Source organism: Actinospica sp. (genome assembly GCF_035552695.1).
In the GTDB taxonomy this organism is placed as follows: domain Bacteria; phylum Actinomycetota; class Actinomycetes; order Streptomycetales; family Catenulisporaceae; genus Actinospica.
In genome coordinates, this window is sequence record NZ_DASZKT010000044.1 from 72506 (window position 1) to 91799 (window position 19294).

The 19294-nt window shown below is 69.4% G+C and carries 16 protein-coding genes; 10 read left to right on the top strand and 6 right to left on the bottom strand.

All coding sequences use genetic code 11. The annotated features are described in order from the left end of the window. The first annotated feature begins 73 nt into the window (after positions 1-73). Entirely contained in the window at positions 74-1183 is a 1110-nt protein-coding gene (wecB, locus tag VG296_RS07505) for a non-hydrolyzing UDP-N-acetylglucosamine 2-epimerase (protein WP_325564498.1), read from the top strand. On the opposite strand, the gene VG296_RS07510 is transcribed toward wecB, so the two are convergent. From VG296_RS07510 to VG296_RS07520, 3 genes are read right to left on the bottom strand one after another with little or no spacing between them, the layout of a single operon-like run. Continuing rightward, the gene (locus tag VG296_RS07510; protein ID WP_325564500.1) at positions 1149-2690 is read right to left on the bottom strand and encodes a glycosyltransferase; all 1542 of its coding nucleotides are present in this window, start codon (positions 2688-2690) and stop codon (positions 1149-1151) included. The two genes, wecB and VG296_RS07510, sit on opposite strands and share 35 nt — an antisense overlap. Next, the gene (locus VG296_RS07515; RefSeq protein WP_325564502.1) at positions 2687-3886 is read right to left on the bottom strand and encodes a glycosyltransferase; all 1200 of its coding nucleotides are present in this window, start codon (positions 3884-3886) and stop codon (positions 2687-2689) included. Before VG296_RS07515 ends, VG296_RS07510 begins: the two co-directional genes overlap by 4 nt. A 17-nt stretch (positions 3887-3903) precedes the next feature. Then, positions 3904-5160 (bottom strand): hypothetical protein, encoded by a 1257-nt coding sequence (locus tag VG296_RS07520; protein ID WP_325564504.1) that lies wholly within the window; start codon positions 5158-5160, stop codon positions 3904-3906. Between the two features lie 105 nt (positions 5161-5265). Between VG296_RS07520 and VG296_RS07525 the strand changes: the two genes are divergently transcribed. Then, a complete protein-coding gene (locus VG296_RS07525; protein WP_325564505.1) occupies positions 5266-6258 on the top strand; it encodes a hypothetical protein in 993 nt (330 codons plus the stop codon). Here the strand turns inward: VG296_RS07525 and VG296_RS07530 are convergent. Then, the gene (locus VG296_RS07530; protein ID WP_325564506.1) at positions 6230-7813 is read right to left on the bottom strand and encodes a N,N-dimethylformamidase beta subunit family domain-containing protein; all 1584 of its coding nucleotides are present in this window, start codon (positions 7811-7813) and stop codon (positions 6230-6232) included. The genes VG296_RS07525 and VG296_RS07530 overlap by 29 nt on opposite strands. Positions 7814-7882: 69 nt before the next feature. Next, the gene (locus VG296_RS07535) at positions 7883-8221 is read right to left on the bottom strand and encodes an MMPL family transporter (RefSeq protein ID WP_325564508.1); all 339 of its coding nucleotides are present in this window, start codon (positions 8219-8221) and stop codon (positions 7883-7885) included. Between the two features lie 21 nt (positions 8222-8242). On the opposite strand from VG296_RS07535, the gene VG296_RS07540 reads away from it, so the two are divergent. After that, complete coding sequence (locus VG296_RS07540) at positions 8243-8647, top strand: hypothetical protein (RefSeq protein ID WP_325564510.1); 405 nt, start codon at positions 8243-8245, stop codon at positions 8645-8647. Between the two features lie 83 nt (positions 8648-8730). Then, positions 8731-8985: a hypothetical protein gene (locus VG296_RS07545; protein ID WP_325564512.1), complete on the top strand. Its 255-nt coding sequence runs from the start codon at positions 8731-8733 to the stop codon at positions 8983-8985. Between the two features lie 51 nt (positions 8986-9036). On the opposite strand, the gene VG296_RS07550 is transcribed toward VG296_RS07545, so the two are convergent. After that, positions 9037-9798: a DUF2071 domain-containing protein gene (locus tag VG296_RS07550; protein WP_325564514.1), complete on the bottom strand. Its 762-nt coding sequence runs from the start codon at positions 9796-9798 to the stop codon at positions 9037-9039. A 164-nt stretch (positions 9799-9962) separates the two neighbouring features. On the opposite strand from VG296_RS07550, the gene VG296_RS07555 reads away from it, so the two are divergent. The 6 genes from VG296_RS07555 (at position 9963) to VG296_RS07580 (ending at position 19258) form a co-directional block, all read left to right on the top strand. Continuing rightward, a complete protein-coding gene (locus VG296_RS07555) occupies positions 9963-10904 on the top strand; it encodes a sugar ABC transporter permease (protein ID WP_325564516.1) in 942 nt (313 codons plus the stop codon). A gap of 10 nt (positions 10905-10914) precedes the next feature. Beyond that, positions 10915-11751: a carbohydrate ABC transporter permease gene (locus VG296_RS07560; RefSeq protein WP_325564518.1), complete on the top strand. Its 837-nt coding sequence runs from the start codon at positions 10915-10917 to the stop codon at positions 11749-11751. Between the two features lie 48 nt (positions 11752-11799). Beyond that, entirely contained in the window at positions 11800-13155 is a 1356-nt protein-coding gene (locus VG296_RS07565; protein ID WP_325564520.1) for a sugar ABC transporter substrate-binding protein, read from the top strand. Positions 13156-13255: 100 nt separating this feature from the next. Continuing rightward, complete coding sequence (locus tag VG296_RS07570) at positions 13256-14242, top strand: LacI family DNA-binding transcriptional regulator (protein ID WP_325564522.1); 987 nt, start codon at positions 13256-13258, stop codon at positions 14240-14242. A gap of 262 nt (positions 14243-14504) precedes the next feature. Continuing rightward, on the top strand, positions 14505-17054 hold the full coding sequence (locus VG296_RS07575; protein ID WP_325564524.1) for a carbohydrate-binding protein: 2550 nt from the start codon (positions 14505-14507) through the stop codon (positions 17052-17054). Between the two features lie 89 nt (positions 17055-17143). Further along, on the top strand, positions 17144-19258 hold the full coding sequence (locus VG296_RS07580) for a glycoside hydrolase family 36 protein (RefSeq protein ID WP_325564526.1): 2115 nt from the start codon (positions 17144-17146) through the stop codon (positions 19256-19258). Positions 19259-19294 lie beyond the last annotated feature (36 nt).

Consider the following 19294-nt stretch of genomic DNA (forward strand, 5'->3'; position numbering starts at 1 on the left):
CGCCGGGTGAACTCCTGTCAGCTGCGGTACGAGGGTTGGGAATCTCCTGATGATCGACTCTATGATCGGGCGCGTGAGAATCGTCAGCGTGGTCGGCGCCCGCCCGCAGTTCGTCAAGCTCGCCCCGATCGCGGCCGCGGTCACGGCGGCGGGGCACGAGCACGTGATCGTGCACACCGGCCAGCACTACGACCCGGAGCTGTCCGGAGTCTTCTTCTCGGGCCTCGGGATCCCGGAGCCGGACGAGCAGCTGCACGCGGTTTTGGATGGGCAGAGTGTCGTGGACGGGCGCAGTGGTGCCGGCTCGGGCCACGGGGTGCAGACCGCCGCGATGCTCGCGGCACTCGACCCGATCCTCGCCAAGTACGCGCCGGACTGGGTGCTGGTCTACGGGGACACGAACTCGACGATCGCGGGCGCGCTGAGCGCCGTGAAGCTGCACCTGCCGCTCGCGCACCTCGAAGCCGGGCTGCGCTCGTTCAACCGGCGGATGCCCGAGGAGCACAACAGGGTGCTGACGGACCACGCGGCGGACCTGCTGCTCGCGCCGACGCCGCAGGCCGTGGAGCATCTGGAGCGCGAAGGACTCGGCGACCGGACCGTGATGGTCGGAGACGTCATGGTCGACGCCTGCCTGCGCGCGCGTTCCCTGGCGACCGAGTCCGAAGCCCCGGCACCCGGCGTCGACCCCTCGCAGCCGTACCTCCTCGCCACGATCCACCGCGCCGAGAACACCGACGACCGCTCGCGGCTCTCCGCGATCATCGACGCCCTCGCCGCGCTGCCGATCCCCGTCGCCCTGCTCGCGCACCCCCGCCTCCGCGCCCGCGCCGCCGAGCACGGGATCGAACTCGACCGCGGCGCCCTCCATGCAGGCGCCCCGCTGCCGTACGCGCAAATGGTCGCGGCCCTCGCCGGATCGGTCGGCGTGGTCACGGACTCCGGCGGCCTGCAGAAGGAGGCGTACATCCTCGCGCGTCCGTGCACGACCGTGCGCACCGAGACCGAGTGGCCCGAGACCCTCGTCGACGGGTGGAACGTCCTGGCGGAGCCGACCGCCCCCACCTTCGCCGCCGACGCCGCCCGCCCGGCCCCCGCGACGCCGACAGGCCATCCCTTCGGCAACGGCCAAGCCGCCGCCCGCGTCGTCACCGAGCTGGAGCGGGCTGCTCGCTCTCACTGACCGGCACGAGTTCCAGCTCGCCGGCTACCCGGACGGCGCCCGGCTCGCGGCCGAGCACCTGCCGGTAGAGCGCGTCGAGCTTGGCCGCTTGGCCCGCCCAGGACGAGGCGGGCCGCGGGTCGTCGATGCCCTGATACACCGCGCGGTAGGTCGCCGGGGAGTCGAGGACCCTGCGGACCGCGGCTGCCAGGGACGTCGCGTCGCCGGCGATGAAGACCTCGCCGACGCCGAGGCGGCGGGTCTCGGCGGCCATCTCGCGGACGTCGCTGGTGACGATCGGCAGGGCGGCGTGGAGGTACTCGAAGTACTTGGTGATCAGCGACAGCTCATGGTTCGGCAGGTGCAGGATCGGGATGAGGCCGATCGTCGCGGAGCTGATATACGGCACGACCTGGTCCACCGGTACGTACGGGACCACGTGCAGCCGGTCCGCGACCGCGCAGTCCGTGGCGCGTTGCCGGAGCGCCGCGACATCCGGGTCGTCCTCGCGCGCGATCAGGGCGAGGTGCGCGCCGGGTAGTTCGACGAGCGCTTCGATCGCCGTCGAGACGCCGCGGCGGGGGGACATGCCGCCGCTGTAGATCAGCAGTGGGACATCCTCTGCGAGAGCGCAGTCGCCGCGCAGGCTCCGACCGGGCCCCTCGTCTGAATTCTGCGTGATGCTCCGCTTGATCACCGGAGCGTTCAGGATCACCCGCGGGCGTCGGCTCAGCCGGTGATCGTTCGCGAGCTTCGTCGCGATGCCCTCCGACACGGTCAGGACGGCGTCCGCACGGCCGATGTACTCGCGCTCCACGCCGATCAGCATCCTGCGACGCATCCGCAGCCGGACGTCGGTGGACGAGGGCACCTCGATCCCGCGCAGATACTCGTGCGCGTCGTAGATCCAGCGCACCGGCCGCTCGGCGGTGCTGAGCGTCGCGGCGAGCCGGGCGCCGATGCCGACCATGTGGAAGTCGTGCGCGTGGATCAGATCCGGTTCGAGCTCCGCGACCACGGGCGCGAGCGTGAGTTCGAGGTCTGCGAACCACGGGTTGAACCAGCGCCAGCCGCCGTACTGGTCGACCAGCCCGAGCGTGCTGCCGACCACCTTGTGCGCCGCGCCGCCGACCGGGCCGCGGCCGAGGCTCGCGACGAGGTTGTCGGTGGCCGGACGCGTGGCGAGCCAGTGCCGAACCTGCGCCGAGGCCGAGGCGCACAGGCGTCCGGACGCGACGTCGCGTTCGGCGAGGCCGGCTCGCGCGTCACGATAGCCGGGCCGCAGCCGCTTCGCCCGGGCCCCGCCGCGCAGCCTGGCCCCTTCGTACGCTGACACGGTCTTCGGCACCGGCACGAGCACGACGTCCGCCGAGCCGAGCTTGTATCGCTGCCCCGCGTCGCCGAGAGCGCGGCCGACCAGCGTCACGTCGTAGCCCGCCGCCGCCATCGACCAGGCGATCTTCTGCACCCGTGAATCGCCGACCACACCGTTGGCGACGAGCATCACGACCTTCGGAGAACTGCTCACCGGGCCCTCGCCAGCGACTCGTACACGCGCACCAGCTCCTTCGAGTCCTGATCCCAGCTCAGCTCGTCACGCGCCTGCGCCACGCGCTCGCACAGCGCCGGGTAGTCGTTCGCGACCTGCTCCAGCGCACGCTGCATCGACTCGGCGTCGCCGGGCCGGTAGAGCGCGCCGATCCCGTACTTCGTCACCAGCCGCCGCAGCTCCGGCAGGTCCGCGGCGACGACCGGCACGCCCGCGCGCACGGCGTGGAAGACCTTGTTCGGCAGGGCGAGCCGGTGGTTCTCGCAGCTGTCGGTGAGCGTGACGACGGAGATCCCCACCTCCCGCAGCACCTCGTCCACCTCGTCGACCGGCCGCGCGGGCTCTATCCGGACCGTCGCGTCGGTCAGCCGCAGGTGGGGGAGGAACTCGCGGTCGGCGTTGCCCATGAGCACGGTGTCGAGCTTGAGCGCGCCGGTCGCGGTGAGCAGGGTCTCGATGTCCCGTGCCGCCCCGATCCGGCCCGCGTACACGGCCCCCCTCGGCCGGTCCGCCAACTTACCGGCGGTCGTCCGCTCCTGCAGCGGAAAGGTGTTGCGCACGACGGTCACCGGCGTCGACCGCCACTTGCCGAGCCGCTCCGCGATCCCGTCGCTCACGGTCAGCACCGCGTCGGCCTTCGCGACGATCTGCCGCTCGATCCGCAGCTCCCGCGCGCGCTCCAGCGGAGTGGGACGCCCGTGCCGCTCCCGGCCCGACCACCACTCGTGCGAGTCGTACACGAGCTGCGCGTTGCCCTTCTCCGCCAGCTCGGCGGCCAGCACGAGCACGTTGAAGTCGTGCGCGTGCACGACGTCGTACTTGCGATCGCCCACCGCCTCGCGCGCCCGCTCGCACCACGTACGCCACACCGTCTGCCGATGCTGCGGCAGCAGCGCCCAGCGCGCAGCGCCGCGCGCCTGGCCGGCCAGGCCCCCACGTGCGGCCGAGACACCGGCCGCCGAGCCTCCGCCCGCCGATGCACCGCCGGATTTCGCCTTCAGACCGCTGCCGCCGGACACCGACCCGACCGTGATCCCGGTCGGTGGCTGCCAGGCCTGCGGCACGTCCTTGCCGATGATGTGGATCGCGTGCCCCTCGTCGGCCAACGAGCGGGCCTCGCGCAGCACCCGCGCGTCGTGCGCCACATTGGACTGGACGAGCATCAATACCTTCATGAGCTTGTCGTTCCCTCTCACGCGGCTTCCGAGGCGAAGGCTGTTTCCTTGTGGGGTTCCGGCACTGGGTCCCGGCGCGCGGTGAACAGCAGGGGCAGGCCCAGCGCCAGGAGCACCCAGACCGGCGACATCAGCCGGTCCGCCTGCGAGGAGATCGGGTGCGCGATGACGGCGGCGAGCCCGGTGGCCGCGACCGCGATCACGAAGATCCCGTACACGGCATCCCGCCGCACGAGCGCCACCGCGATCGCGATCAGGCCCACGAGCAGCAGCAGCGCGGTCGGCTCGGAGACCGGGTAGTAGCCCCAGTAGTGCAGGTCCAGCTTGACGAGGCGGCCGACCGGGTCCGAGACGTCCGGTCGGATGAAATGCTTGGTGAACGTGTCCTGCAGCGACGCGGAGAGTCCGGGCCAGCCCAGAGCCGTACTGGCGATCTCGGACACGATGAACCCGCCGCCCGCGACCGCCGCGAGCAGCTTCATGCCGCGCGTGCGGGACGAGGGCACCCATCTGAGGCAGATCAGCGCGGCCACGGCCAGCACCAGCGCCGCGATCTGCTCACTCGAGTACCGCACGACGAACCCGGTCACCAGGCCCGCCCCGAGCGCCCAGAGCCCGGCTCGCGTCCGGCCCTTCGCCAGCGACAGCGCGCCGAGCAGCGCGAGCAGTGTCGTGGCGAGCGACGGCCCGTCCGTCAGCATCCTGCTTCCCCAGTAGCCGGTCGGCGCGGCCAGGAAGAGCACCTGCCCGCCGAGCGCCGCCATCCGGGCGGCCCCGGCCGTGCGCAGCAGCACGATCACCAACAGGCCGCCGATGATCGTGCAGAGCATCGCCGCGAACCAGAGCCCGAACCGCAGCCCGAACAGCGCGGCGAACGGGGCGGCGAGCAGCGGATACCCCGGTCGCGACGTGAAGATCGCGAGATAGCGCGCGGAGTTCGGCGTCAGCCCGTTCCGGTAGGTGCTGAGGCAGGCGTTGTACGCCGACGAATAGCTCGTGGAGGAACTGCTCGATCCGCCCGCGTAGTTGAGCGTCGATGCCGTGGCCGCCGCGTTCCCGCTGTCCTGGCAGTACATCACCACCGCGTCGTGTATCGCCTTGTCCTGGCTGTCGCCGAGGATGCGCAGCGTCTGCTTCGCGTACTGATAGGTGTCGTTCGACGGCACGTTCTGCCGGTAGTCGACCGCCTGGATCAGGGTGAACAGCGCCGCGACGAGCATCGCTCCCGCGATGAACCGCTTGCGCAGGTCGGACTTGAAATTGCTGAAGGCCACTCGCGGACGTTAGCGGTCCTCGGCCAACCCCCGGGGTTATGGATATGTCCCCCCGGTAACCGAGAGGTGTGCTGCCGTTCTTTTCACCCGCGTACGCTGCGGGCCATGCACACCGCCTCGCCACTCTTCAGCCGGGCACTGTTGGCGCTCACCGCAGCGGCCACCATCGCTGTCACCCCGCTAGCCGCCGTGGCACTCGGCCCGGCCGACAGCGGGCAGAGCGCCCACTCGATCCCGGCTTATCTGATCTCCCGTATTTCCCACGACGTCGGGCACAACGACTGGGCCTTCCAGGGCCAGAACGCCGGCCGCGTCGGCTGGGTGGTCACCTACGTGGGGCTGGCGCTGTTCTGGCTCGCCGTCTCGATCTGGATCCGGCTGCGGACCCGGCGTGCCGCGGCTGCCGCTGCCTTCGCCAGTGCCGTAGACGGTGCCGCTTCCGGTGCCGTCGTCGATGCGGTAGGCGGTGCCGGTGTCGTCGCTAGTCTCGTGGATGGTGCCGCTGCCGGTGTAGTGGCCAACGCCACGGACGGTGCGGCTGCCGGTGCCGCGCCCGCTGCCGGTACTGAGGCCGCTGCTGCCGGTGCGGCTACCGCTCCCGCTGCCGGTGCGGCTACCGCTCCTGCCGCCGGTGCGGCTATCGCTCCCGGTGCTGAGGTCGTTGCCGCTGCGGTAGACGCGGGCAGTGCCGTTGGCGAGGGGCGCCGCGTCCGGCTCTGGCTGCGCGTGCTGCTCGCAGCGTGGGCGGCCGAGCTGCTCGCGGGGCTGCTGACGTTCGGCGCCGTCGCCTACGCCGAATGGACGTCGACGCCGATCGGCGCGGACGTGCTCCGCGCGGCGGACCTGTGCTCGCCGTGGTGGTCCTGCGTCGCGGCCGTCCTCGTCGTCGCGCGCGCCGAACGATCCACGATCGCCGTGCGCGCGATCGCCGGGTACGCCGCGCTGCTCGCGATCGTGCTCCTGGTTCCGCTGCCGGGACCGGACGCCGTCAAGGTGCTGCTGCTCGCGGTCCCCGCCGCCGTCCCGGCGATGCTGACGTCGCGTCAGGCCGAGCCCACGGAGGCCGACCTCATGCGGACCGCTGTCGTAGCCGGTTGAACAGGTTCGTCGTGGCCTGCTGCACTCGGGCGTCGACGTAGCCCGGACGGTTGAGACCGAACGACCAGTTGAACGTCGCGGCGGCGAACACCACGGCGCCGCGGTTGGTCTCGTACAGGCTCGTGTGCTGCACGCGCGGCCAGTTGCTGCCGCCGAGGGCCATGTAGTGCGAGGCCGAGAGCAGCGTGTGGCTGGTGAGATTCCGCGGCGCCGGCGCGCCCGGGTAGTAGCCGTCCGCCTCGCCACCGACGATCCCCGGGATCGATTCGCCGTCGTGCACCCCGGTCCCGGCCCAGAACCAGTGCTGCGGGTTCGAGACCTGGAGCGGGACCTCCTCGCGCGGGATCCCGTTGTACATCACGCCGAGCAGTCCCTGCTCCGCCTGCGTCCCGTTCGACTTCACCTCGCGCCACAGGCAGGTCGGGCCGCTCTCGTCCGGCGCGGGGTCGGGGTCGCTCTTCCAGCAGACCATGATCGGCGTGTCGCCACCGTGCGGATCCTGCTCGAAGCGGACGTGCCAGTAGACGTTGTTCGCCGCGATGTACGCCAGGTGCGTGCCGCGGTCCACAGCGGCCGAGACGGTCTCCCGCATCCGCTGGGACCAGTACTCGTCGTGGCCGGAGAACACCAGGCCCGAGTACTGCGACGTGGTCACCAGGCCCTGATGCAGATCGACGCTCGTCGCGTAGCTCAGGTCGTAGCCCATGCGCTCGGCCCACTGCAGGAACTCGTAGTCGAGGTCGATGCGCTGCGGCAGCCCGACGCCGGAGTACGGCCGGGAGAAGCTGACCGTCCTGGCCCGCGCGCCGTACGAGACAGGCTTGCCGTGCACGTCCACCCGCGTCGAGCCGCCCTCCGCGAGCGCCTCGCCCGCGTCGCTCTCGTCGCCGTACCCGTAGTAGAGGCTCTTGCCGACCTTCCCGTTCAGCGGCCACTGGTTGTACGCCTGGTACGTCGAGAACGGCAGCACGACCAGGAAGTCGGCCTTCCGCTCGTCGTCGCGCACCACGAACGGGGTCACGCTGCGGTGCCCGTCCTCGGTGGTGAACGCCGCGAGGTACGCGCCGGAGGTCCAGCCCTTCGGCACGCTCAGCGTCCAGCTCGAGGACCACGGGCAGTGGATCATCCCGTTCGTCGGATCGGTGACCGGTTCCGGCTGCCGCTCCCCGGACAGCTTCGGACTGGTCGTCAGCTGTCGCGCGCCCGCGCCGCCGTAGTAGCCGAGCCGGTAGACCGAGACGGTGAAGCGCCGCGCGGGCTCGGTCGACACGTGGAAGTCGATCGAGCCGCCGAGATTGACACTGGTCGCCGACGCATACCCGGCGATCTGCCGCCCGAGGTCGTCCGCGCCCACCGTGTCCCCGGCGCCGATCCGCCAGTCCCCGCTGCCCGGCTTGCTGTTTTCGACGCGGATCGGGTTGTCGCCGGGGCCCGCGGCCGCGCCGACGGCCGGCCCACCGGATCCGGCGGCGGCTTGCACGGTGGCGGTGGCCCCGGCGGCGAGGGCACCCGCGCCGAGAACGGTCAGAACGGAACGACGAGAGATTTCAGGCACGAGCGAACATCCTAGAAAGACTGAACGCTCGTTAGGTGAACAATCCGGGAGCCAGAGGTTTCTTAAGCACTAATGAAGAGAGATCATGGAGGCGTCCTCCTCACTGCCGTCGGCAGCCGCCGATGACGCGGGCTGCCGCCGCAGGCTCTCGCCCTCGATGTCGAGGTTGGGCAGCACACGCTCCAGCCAGCGCGGGAGCCACCAGGCGGCGCGTCCGGTGAGGGCGAGGACGGCGGGGACGAGCGTCATCCGGACGACGAACGCGTCCAGCAGCACGCCGACGGCGAGAGCGAAGGCGATCTGCTTGAGGATCATGCTGTCGCTCGTGACGAAGGATGCGAACACCGAGAACATGATCAGCGCGGCCGCCGTCACGACGCGGCCGGCGTTGCGCGCTCCGCTGTGCACAGCGGCGATCGGGTCCCGGTGGTGCGCGAGCGCCCGGCCGCGGAGCCGCCGCTCGTCGCGCTCCGCGAGACCGTGGTCGACTGGTTCACCGAGACCGGCGCCGCGCCGACGCTGCTGGTCAGCGGCCCGCCCAAGGGAATGCACGAGGAGCATCACGAGGCGCACGCGCTGAAGAACGACCTGGAGAACGCGATCACCGACGCCTTCATGGATCGTCTGGTGGCCGCGGGCGCCGACCCCGAAGCGCGTTCGACGCTGCTGCGCGCCGCCGTCCAGGCACGCGCCGGGGTCTCGGCGATCCGCGGCATGATGGTCGCGTATCCGGTCGGCGGCGGCGAGTGCGGCGAGGAGCGCGGCATGGGCCCGCTGCCGGTCAAGGAGCTCACTGAGCTGGTCCGCCAGGCGTTCGCGGCCCTGGAGTCGTAGCCGAGTCGTAGCCCGGGACGTTCTTAATGAGAATTCATGCGTGCGTCACTGCGCTCTGATCGCCGGAGCGCATGCTCGCTGGTATGACTACCGAGAACCCTTTGGGGGAGCAGGAGAAGGCGGACGCGGGTCGGGGCGCCAAGGGTATCCGGGCGTTCATGAAGCGGCCGATCACGTTGATCAGCACGGCCGCGATGGTCGGGGTCTCGATGCTCGGCGTCGTCGTGCTCGGCGACCTGTCCCGCACCGACACCACGACCACGACGACCGTGTCCTCCAGTCGCTCGACCACCGCCTCCGGCACCGACGAATCCGGCGTGACCTCGCCGCTCTTGTAGCCGAGCGGGCCGGAGTCGAGGGCGTTGCGGCTGAAGACCTACGAGCCAGACCTACGAGCCGGCCGACGGCGTCGACCTGGTCGCCGGGTCACGAGCGGGCGGCCCGAAGCGGACCTGCACGCCGGGCGAATACAGCACGCTGACGGGAGCGGCGGTCGGTGCGGGGAGCCCGGCCGCCCGCACCAGCTCGTCGTCACAGTTCAGCACGTCGGCACGGTACAGCGGCCAGCGCGGATGGGCGTTCGGGAGATAGAGCGGACGGCCGAACCAATCGTTGTGCAGACCCCAGCGCGCGGTAACAAAGTGCTCAAGCTCGCTCGGCTCCTCGATGCGCTCGCCGATCCGAATGCTGAGCGCGCTCCGCGCGCCGCGCGGCCCCGGCCAGCGGCGCCGGCACTCGTAGTTCAGCACGGCCCCCTCGCGGCGGATGGACATTCGGGCCCAGAGATACGGCAGCCGGAACCCGGCGCGGGCGATCACCACCGGCAGCAGCCGCGACGCGTCCAGTGAGCGGAAGACGACGCCGCGCCGGCCGTGCCCGTCGACCGAGTAGAGCCGCACGTTCGTCTCCGGGAACGTTCCGAAGTACGGCACGCCGGGCAGCCCGAGCCAGCCGACGCGGTGCATCCGGAATGCGATCAGACCGACGTAGGTCCGCCCGTCCAGCACATCGGGCGACGTTCCCGCCGGCAGCAGGCCGCTGACCAGGTCCGGGTCGATCTCCCAGTGCAGCAGGGCGAGGTCGAGCCAGGACTGCGTCAGCAGGGTTCTGCCGATGTCTGACGGGGGCTCTGGCGAGATCGGCTCGGTCATGGAAACCAAGCATGCCAGCCCGAACCTCTTGACAATGCGCCCATGTTATCGATAACTATTCCTCAGACGTAACCGCGATGTGAACAGCGGCCGAGTTTCCCAGTGTGTCCCGGCCATCCGGCCAACCCATCCGTTTCCTTCCGCGCTGTCCTGGAGCTGAGATTGTGAGCGCTAACATAGCCGAGGCGGCCACGAGCGCCCCGGTGGCCACGGGCTCGCGGGCCAGATCACGCCGCACCCGTACCGCCTTCGAGGCCTACCTCCTGCTCGCGCCGAGCCTGTTCGGCTTCCTCGCGTTCCTGGTGGCGCCGGTCGTGATCGTGTTCGTCCTCAGCCTGTTCAGCTGGAACCTGATCACCTCGCCGCAGTTCGTCGGCCTCGCCAACTACCGGCGCATGTTCACCGACTCGCAGTCCTGGCACGCACTGCTGAACACGGCGTACTACGTGCTGCTGAACATCCCGCTGCAGACGGTCCTCGCGCTGCTCCTCGCCTTGGCGCTGAACAGGAAGATGCGCGGCTCGAAGTTCTTCCGCGTCATCTTCGTGCTGCCGTGGATGGCGATGCCGGTGGCCCTCGGCGTGATCTGGAACTGGTTCTTCGACCCGCGCTCCGGGATCATCGACCACTTCATCTCGATGCTGGGCTTCACCGGCCCGAACTGGCTGACCTCGACGACGTGGGCGATGCCGGTCATCGCGAGCGTCAACGTGTGGCAGTACACCGGCTACACGATGCTCTTCCTGCTCGCCGGCCTCCAGGCGATTCCGCAGCAGGTCTACGAGGCCGCCGCGATCGACGGGACCAATGCACTGCAACGGTTCTTCCGGATCACGCTCCCGCTGCTGCGGCCGTCGATGTTCTTCGTGCTGGTCACCAACATCATCGGCTCGTTCCAGCAGTTCGACACCGTCTACGTGATGACACAGGGCGGCCCCGGTCAGTCCACGACGACCATGAACTACTACATCTACCAGCAGGCCTTCCAGCTCTTCCACGCCGGCTACGCCGCGACGCTCTCCATCCTGCTGTTCGCGGTGATCCTCCTGGTGACGATCGTGCAGTTCCGCTACTTCCGCAAGCGCACCATCTACGACTTCAGCTGAGGAGGACGACATGGCAACGAAGCGAATCGGCCGTCGCGTGAATGGAACGACGGTCTACCTGCTGCTGGCAGTCGGCGGCTTGGTCTCGATCGCGCCCTACCTGATGACCCTGAACGCCGCGTTCAAGCCGCAGTCCACGCTGCTCTCCACGCAAGCCTGGACCCCGGCCGTGCCCGCGACCTGGTCCAACTTCACACAGCTGTGGCAGCAGTACGACATGTCCGGGTTCATCGTGCACACCACGATCGTCGCCGGCGTGATCACGATCGGGCAGTTGGTATTCACGACGATGGCCGCGTACGCCTTCGCCCGCCTCGACTTCCCCGGTCGCGAGCCGCTGTTCTGGGCGTTCATCGCGATGATGATGGTGCCTCAGATCGTCACGCTCATCCCGCTGTTCCTGATCATGAGCCACCTGCAGCTGATCGACACCTACCGCGCGCTGATCCTGCCCTACGTCTTCGGCACGCCCTACGGGATCTTCCTGGTCCGGCAGTACTTCCAGACCATCCCGGCCGATCTGGAGGCCGCGGCCCGCATCGACGGCGCCGGCACGTGGGCGATCCTCAGGCGGATCATGCTCCCGCTCAGCAAGCCGATACTCGCCACGCTCGCCACGATCACCTTCGTCAACACGTGGAACAGCCTGCTCTGGCCGCTGATGGCCACGAGCAGCGAACGCGACGAGGTCGTCACCGTGGGCGTCGCCGCGCTGCAGGGGCAGTTCGCCTCCGAACTGCACATCCTGCTCCCGGCCGCGGCGGTCGCGCTGCTCCCGCTGGTCGCCATCTTCCTGCTGTTCCAGCGGCACATCGTCCGGTCGATCGCGCTGACCGGTCTCAAGTAAACCACCGTACATCTTTCTATTCGCCACAGAGAAGTGGACTGATAAACGATGTTCCGACGAGCCACCAGAAAGACACTCGCCCTCGCGACCGCCGCTGTCACAGTGGTCGGACTCACCTCGGCCTGCGGAGGCTCTTCCGGCTCCTCGGGCGGGACGGTGAACCTGACCTACATGATCTGGCAGACCAGCGAAGAGGCCGCCTACCAGCAGTCCATCGACGTGTTCGAGAAGGCGCATCCGAACATCCACGTCACCATCGACCTCGTGTCGTGGGCGCAGTACTGGGCGAAGCTGCAGACCTCTGCCGCCGGACGCAACATGCCGGACGTGTTCTGGGACCACCTGGAGTACCTGCCCGAACTCGCGAAGGAGGGCATCATCACGAACATCGCCGATGACGTGAAGTCCTCGAAGCTCGACCTGACCCAGTACAGCCCCAAGCTGCTCGCCGAGTGGGAGAACGGCAGCACGATCTACGGCCTGCCGAAGGACTGGGACACGATCGCGACGATCTACAACGCGAAGGACCTGACGACGGCCGGCATGACGCCGGCTCAGCTCGGGTCGCTCAGCTGGAATCTGACGGACGGCGGCTCGTTCGTCGCCGCGCTGCAGAAGCTGACCGTCGACCAGAACGGCAAGCACCCGAACCAGGCCGGTTTCGACGCGGGCCACATCAAGCAGTACGGCATCGCGCTCGAGGCGCCGAACGGCCAGCAGGACTGGTGGGACTTCGGTGTGGAGAACGGCTGTGAGCTGCAGGACAGGGCGTACGGCGCGTGGACGGTGAGCTCGGCCGCGTGCGTGCAGGCGATGCAGTTCGAACAGGACCTCATGTACAAGTGGCACGTCGAGGCTCCCGGCACGATCACCAACACGCCGAACGCCGCCGCGCTGCCGCAGATACTCGCGCAGAACACCGCCGCGATCACCTTCGACGGCGACTGGGACCTCGACACGTACCAGAGTTCGCTGCCCGCCGGCAGTTGGGGCGTGGCCGCGCTGCCGACCGGTCCGAAGGGTTCCGGCACGGTCTTCAACGGCCTGACCGACGCCATCTACTCGGGCACCAAGCACCCGGCGGAGGCGTGGCAGCTCGAGGAATGGCTCGGGTCGGCCGCCTCCGAGAAGATCGTCACCGACTCGGGCACGGTCTGGGCCGCGATCCCGAGCCTGGACAGCGGGTTCATCACCGCCTGGAAGGCGAAGGGCATCGACGTCTCCGCGTTCTACCAGGGATCTCAGGGCGCGACGATCGGCTATCCGCTGACCACCTCGGGCACCGCGTTCACGAACGTCGTGCTCAAGGACATGAACCAGGTCTGGCTCAACCAGATGGCCCCGCAGGCCGCTGCGAACGACATCACGTCGGTCTCCAACGCGGCCGTGGCCAACGGGGATTAACGTTTACGCTGACGAAGACCGAGCGACAGGGAGCGGTAACATCAACACCGGCACCTCGACGACGCCGCCCGACCGCGGCGCGGCCACGAGCATCTGGGCGGTGGCCCGCGCCGCCGGCGTGTCGCATCAGACCGTCTCCCGGGTGATCAACGGCAAGCCGCACGTGCGGCCCGAGACCCGGGCCCTGGTGCTGGCGACCATCGAAGAACTCGGCTTCACCCCGAACCGGGCCGCGCAGGCGCTGGCCGGCGGACCCGTGCGAGCAGTGACGGTGCTCACCGCCGTCACGGCGGCCCACGGATACGCCGCCGCCCTGCGCGGCATCGAGGAGGCGGCGCGCACGGCCCGGTTCACGGTGGGTATCAGCGTTCTGGAACCGGACGCGGCGGACAGTCCGCAGGACGTGATCGAGCGGCTGAGCGCCGGGCGGGCGGCGATCGTGATCGCCTTCGAGGCGGCGGGAGCGCGCGCACTGGACGCGTTGCCGCCCGACTTCCCGGTGGTCGGCCTGGTGGAGCGCCCGGCCACCGGGCAGGTCCCGAACGGTCGGCCGCAGGTCTGGATCGACGATCGCGAGGCCGCCTCGCGCGCCACCCGCCACCTGCTCGGGCTCGGTCACCAGACCGTGCACTTCCTGTCCATCCCGTCGTCCACGCAGGTGCTCAGCCAGCGCACGCAGGGCTGGCAGGACGCGCTGGTCGCGGCGGGGCGCGAGGTCCCGGCGCGGCACGCCGGGGGATGGACACCGCGCTCGGGCTATCTCGCCGCGCGCGAACTGGTCGCGGACCGCGGCGTCACCGCGATCCTCGCGGGCAACGACGATCTCGCGATCGGCGTGCTGCGCGCGGCCCGGGAGGCGGGTCGCGACGTGCCCGGCGACCTGAGCGTCATCGGCTTCGACGACGCTCCCCAGTCCGCTTATCTGAACCCGGCGCTGACCAGCGTCCGGATGGACTTCGAGGGACTCGGGCGGGCCAGTTTCGGCCTGCTGCACAACCTGCTCGACCCGAACGCCGCGCCGCCGCCCGCGACGTGGGACGAGCCCGAACTGATCCTGCGCGAGAGCAGCGGCCCCGCGCCGCGCTGAGCCTGAGCACCCCCGGCTGATGGCACCGTTCGGCCTGCCGCGGCCGATCACTGTTACCGCTAACAGAGAGAAACGTCATGCCCCGGATCGCGCATGCCCGCGACCACCACGGCGCCGTGCCCTTCGCGCGCGGCCTGCCCCTCGACCTACCCGCCGGCGAGCATGCGAGCACTCTGATCCACCTCCGGCGGGTCGGGTTCAGCGAAGAGGAAGTACTCACACCGATCGGAGTGAATGCACAGCCATGAGACGCATACGCGCAATGACGCGCGCCGGGGTCGCAGCGACGCTCGTCGTCACCGCCGCGACCGCCGGGGCGTTCGCCAACCCGGCCACGGCCGCCACCTCCACGTTCACGGTCAACCTCGGCACCAGCACCGGGGCCATGATGCACGGCGCGAACGGAGCGCTCTACGGAGTCTCCGACGCGGGCGTACCTTCCGCCAACCTCGTCACGCCGCTCAACGTCACCACGATCGCCCAAGGCCCGCCCGGGGACACCCAGCACCCGAACGGCGACGCCGGGAAGATCTCAGCGTCCTTCGAGCGGGAGGACGGCAACGGCAAGATCCTGGTGTACCTCCAGGACGTCTACTCGTCCTGGCCGTACCCCACCGAAACCGAATCCTCGTACCTCGCCACCGTCAACACGATCATGGCCCAGATCGAATCCAGCCCGCAGCGGGCCGACTTCGAGATCGTGCCCTACAACGAGCCGGACCAGCAGTGGTTCGACCTCGGCTCCGGCTCCACCTCCGACTACAACACCTTCTACAGCTGGTGGGACGCGACGTACTCGGAGATCGAGTCCGACGATCCGGGCGCGCTCGTCGTCGGTCCGAACGAGTCCGGCTTCGACTCGGCGTTCCTGCCCGGGTTCCTGGCGCACGCCAAGGCCGCGGGCGACCTGCCCGACGTGATCAGCTGGCACGAGCTGTCCGGCACCAGCCTGGCCGATTTCGCCACGCACTACGCCGACTACCGCGCTGACGAGACCGCGGCGGGCATCACCACGCCGATCCCGATCAACATCGACGAGTACGGCAACCGCTCGGACCTGTCCGTGCCCGGGCAGCTCGTGCAGTGGATCGCCATGTTCGAGAAGGCCAAGGTCTACGCCGACCAGGCCTACTGGGACATCGCGGGCAACTTCGACGACCTGATGACGGGGCAGAACACGCCGACCGGTGCGTATTGGCTGTACTACTGGTACGCCCGGATGACCGGCAACTCGGTCGCGGTCACCCCGCCCTCGCCCAACACCGTGGACACACTGCAGGGCGTCGCGTCGTACAACACGGGAAACAAGCAGGCCCAGGTCATCCTCGGCGGCTCCTCGGGCGCCTCGAACGTCGTCGTCAACGGCGTCTCGTCGAGCGTGTTCGGGTCCCACGTCACGGCGACCGTCGAGGCGACCAACTGGACCGGGTACTCCGGTGCCGGTCCGGCGCCGCAGGTCATCTCGCGGACGACGTATTCGACGTCATCCGGCTCGATCACGGTCCCGCTGACGAACATGAACTCGATGTCGGCGTACCACATCGTCCTGACCCCGTCGAACGTGTCCTCAGCCACGACGCCGACAGTCCCGTACAGCGCGGCGTACTACGCGGCGGCCGCGTCGATCACGGACGCGACGGTCTACGCGCAGGGCTCGGAGAGCAATCCGGGCGGCTACGCGACCGCGGACACCGAGGACGTCGGCTCGATCAGCAAGTCGGACAGCGCCGTCGCCTTCTCGGTCACGGCTCCCACCTCGGGCTCCTACAACCTGGCGATCTACTACGGCAATGAAACCGGCACGTGGGCAACACAGGCATTGAGTATCGACGGAGTGGCCGACGAATTCGTCGACTACCCGGCCACTCTCAACTGGCTGTGGCGCAACTACGTCAACGTGCCCGTGACGCTGACCGCGGGAACGCACACGATCACGCTCGCCGTCGACAACGCGACCCTCGGGAACTCCACCGGACAGGTCACGCTGGACCAGATCATCCTCAGCGCGGCCTCGTCGGCGGCGACCGAATACGAATCCACCCTCGGGCGCACGTCCGGGACGGTTTCGTATGACTACTCCACGTCCGACGGCACCGGTGAGGGCACGCTCGACCTCGCCTCGGGCGCCGCGTCGACGGTCGATGTGTACGCGCCGTCCAACGGCTACTACACGACCAGCGTCCGGTACTCCGCAGCCGGCGGCAGCAGCCTGACGCTGACGGCCAACGGGGAGCCGGTCGCAGGATCCTCGCTCCCGTCCACGTCCGGCTCCATATCCACCGGCAGCGCATCGGTTTACCTGCAGGCCGGCCTCAACCCGGTGACCGTGACCGCGAGCGGCACCGGCACCGTGCAAGACCTGCTCGTCGCGGCGTCGCCCAGCAGCACCGGAACGACGTACCAGGCGGAGAGTTCGTCGAACACGCGCGCCGGCACCGCGGCGGTCGAGGCCGACACGTGGGCGTCCGGCGGCGACTACGTCGGCTGGATCGGCGACGCGTCGGCCAACACGCTCACCTTCAACAACGTGTACGCCGCGAGCGCGGGCACGTACATGCTGCTCATCGCGTATGCGAACGATGACACGTCGGGCTCCGGCAACTACAACTCCAACATCGAATCGCGCTGGTCCCAGATCTCGGTCAATGGCGGCACCGCCACCACGGAAGTGTTCGCCAACACCTACAGCTGGGACAACTTCCGCACCGTCGCTATTCCCGTGACCCTCAAGGCCGGGGAGAACACCATCGAGTTCTCGAACTCCACCGGTTACGTCCCGAACCTCGACTACATCCAAGTGGCCCAGTTGTAGCACTGGCCGAATAATTCTCTGTTCCCCCGTCCGCTGGAGCGCGGGCGGGGGAACGGGTCTCCCGCCCGCCGAGATCGAAAGCGACGCTCATGATCATCACCTTCGGGGACGTCCTGGAGCTGGCCCTCTACTGCGCCGAGGGCGAGCCGCCACGGCTGGCCGAGCTTCGGATCGGCGAAAGCCTGCTGGCCGTCGAGAGCACGGATTCAGAAACGCGCACCGTTCTTCCGCTGTCGCACATCGAACTCGCCGGCCACGCCCGGGATTTCATCAACGGCAAACGCCACATCGGCGGCGCCGTGTCTTCCCGCCTTCAATACGTGCGCCACTCGATATCTCGCTCCGATCGTTCAAGCCTGCTCGAAATCACCTCGCACGACCCCGTCACCGACCTCACCGTGGTGGCCTGCCTAGAACAGCACCCCGGTATCAGTGCCGTCCGCAGCTGGACCCGCGTTAGTGCAGGTACCAAGGAGGTCGTCCTTCTGCATGCCACCTCCCTGCTCATCCCGGGCGTTCTCCCCGTCGGCGACGACCGCTGGGAGGACCGCCTCACCACGTGGACGGCGGCGAATCCGTGGTGCGGCGAGGGTCGTTGGAGCTCCGCCACCCTCTCCGAGCGCGGCCTGACCACCACCGACCGTCCCGACGCGCGGAACCGCTTGGCCCGTTCGAGCACCGGCTCGTGGTCCTCGTCCGAAGACCTCCCGATGGGCGCGCTCACGGACGAGCGGAGCGGCCGCGCCGTCGTCTGGCAGATCGAGCACAACGGCTCCTGGGCCTGGGAGGTCGGCGACACGTACGACGCCGTATACGTCGGCCTGTCCGGACCCTGCGATGCGGAAAACCAGTGGTCGAAGGTCCTCGCCCCCGGCGAGACGTTCACCACCGTCCCCGCGACCCTCGCCGCCTCCGCGCACGGCCTGGAGGGCGCGATCGGCCAGCTCACCAACCACCGCCGGGTAACCCGTCGCCCCCATGCCGACCACGAACGTCTGCCGATCATCTTCAACGACTATATGAACTGCCTCGGCGGCGACCCGAGCACCGAGCGGCTGCGGCCGCTGATCGACGCGGCGGCCAGGGCGGGGGCCGAATACTTCGTCGTGGACGCGGGCTGGTACGACGACACCGACGGCTGGTGGGACAGCGTCGGGGAATGGCAGCCCTCGACGGTACGCTTCCCCGGCGGCTTCGACAAGGTGATGGACCTCATCCGCGAACGCGGCATGACCCCGGGCCTGTGGCTGGAACCCGAGGTGGTCGGCGTGCGCAGCCCGTTCGCGAGCCGTCTGCCGGACGGGGCGTTCTTCCAGCGGGCGGGCAGGCGGCTGACCGAGCGCGGCCGTCACCAGTTGGACTTCCGTCACCCGGCCGCCCGCCAGCACCTCGACGCGACGATCGACCGCCTCGTGACCGATTTCGGCCTCGGATACCTGAAGCTCGACTACAACATCGAGATCGGCCCCGGCACCGACCACGACGCCGACAGTCCCGGCGACGGGCTGCTCGGGCACAACCGCGCGTACCTCGCGTGGATCGAGTCCGTGCTCGACCGCCACCCCGGCCTTGTCATCGAAAGCTGCTCCTCAGGAGGCTTGCGCACCGACCACGCGATGCTCGCCACCGCGCAACTGCACTCGGTCACCGACCAGACCGACTTCCGCCTGCTCCCCGCGATCGCCGCCGCCGCCCCGATGGCCGTCGCGCCCGAACAGTCGGCCATGTGGGCGTATCCGGTGCCTGCGATGACCGACCGCGAAACGGCCTTCAACCTCGCCGGCGCCCTGCTCGGCCGCATCCACCTCAGCGGCCGCCTCGACCTGCTGCGGCCCGAACAGGAAGCACTCACGCACCAATCGCTGGCCGCCTACCGCGAACTGCGCGCCCACCTCCCGACCGCACTGCCGCACTGGCCGCTCGGCCTCCCCAAGTGGCGGGACGGCTGGGTCGCCGTGGCCCTCGAAGTCGCGTCGGACTCCTCCACCGCCGGCTACGTCCTCGTCTGGCGACGCGCCGCCGATAACCTCGCGGTCGACCTCCCCATCCCCTGGATCGCCGACCGCGCCATCCGCCCCGAGGTCGTCTTCCCCACCTCCCCGAACGAAGCCGACGTCTCCTGGCACCAGGACTTCCGCTCCCTCACGGTCCGGCTCCCGGAGTGGTCGGCCGTCCTGCTGAGACTGAATACGGTTCGCAACTGAGTCGTGACAACCGTTGGTCCGCCGGATCGTCTTGTT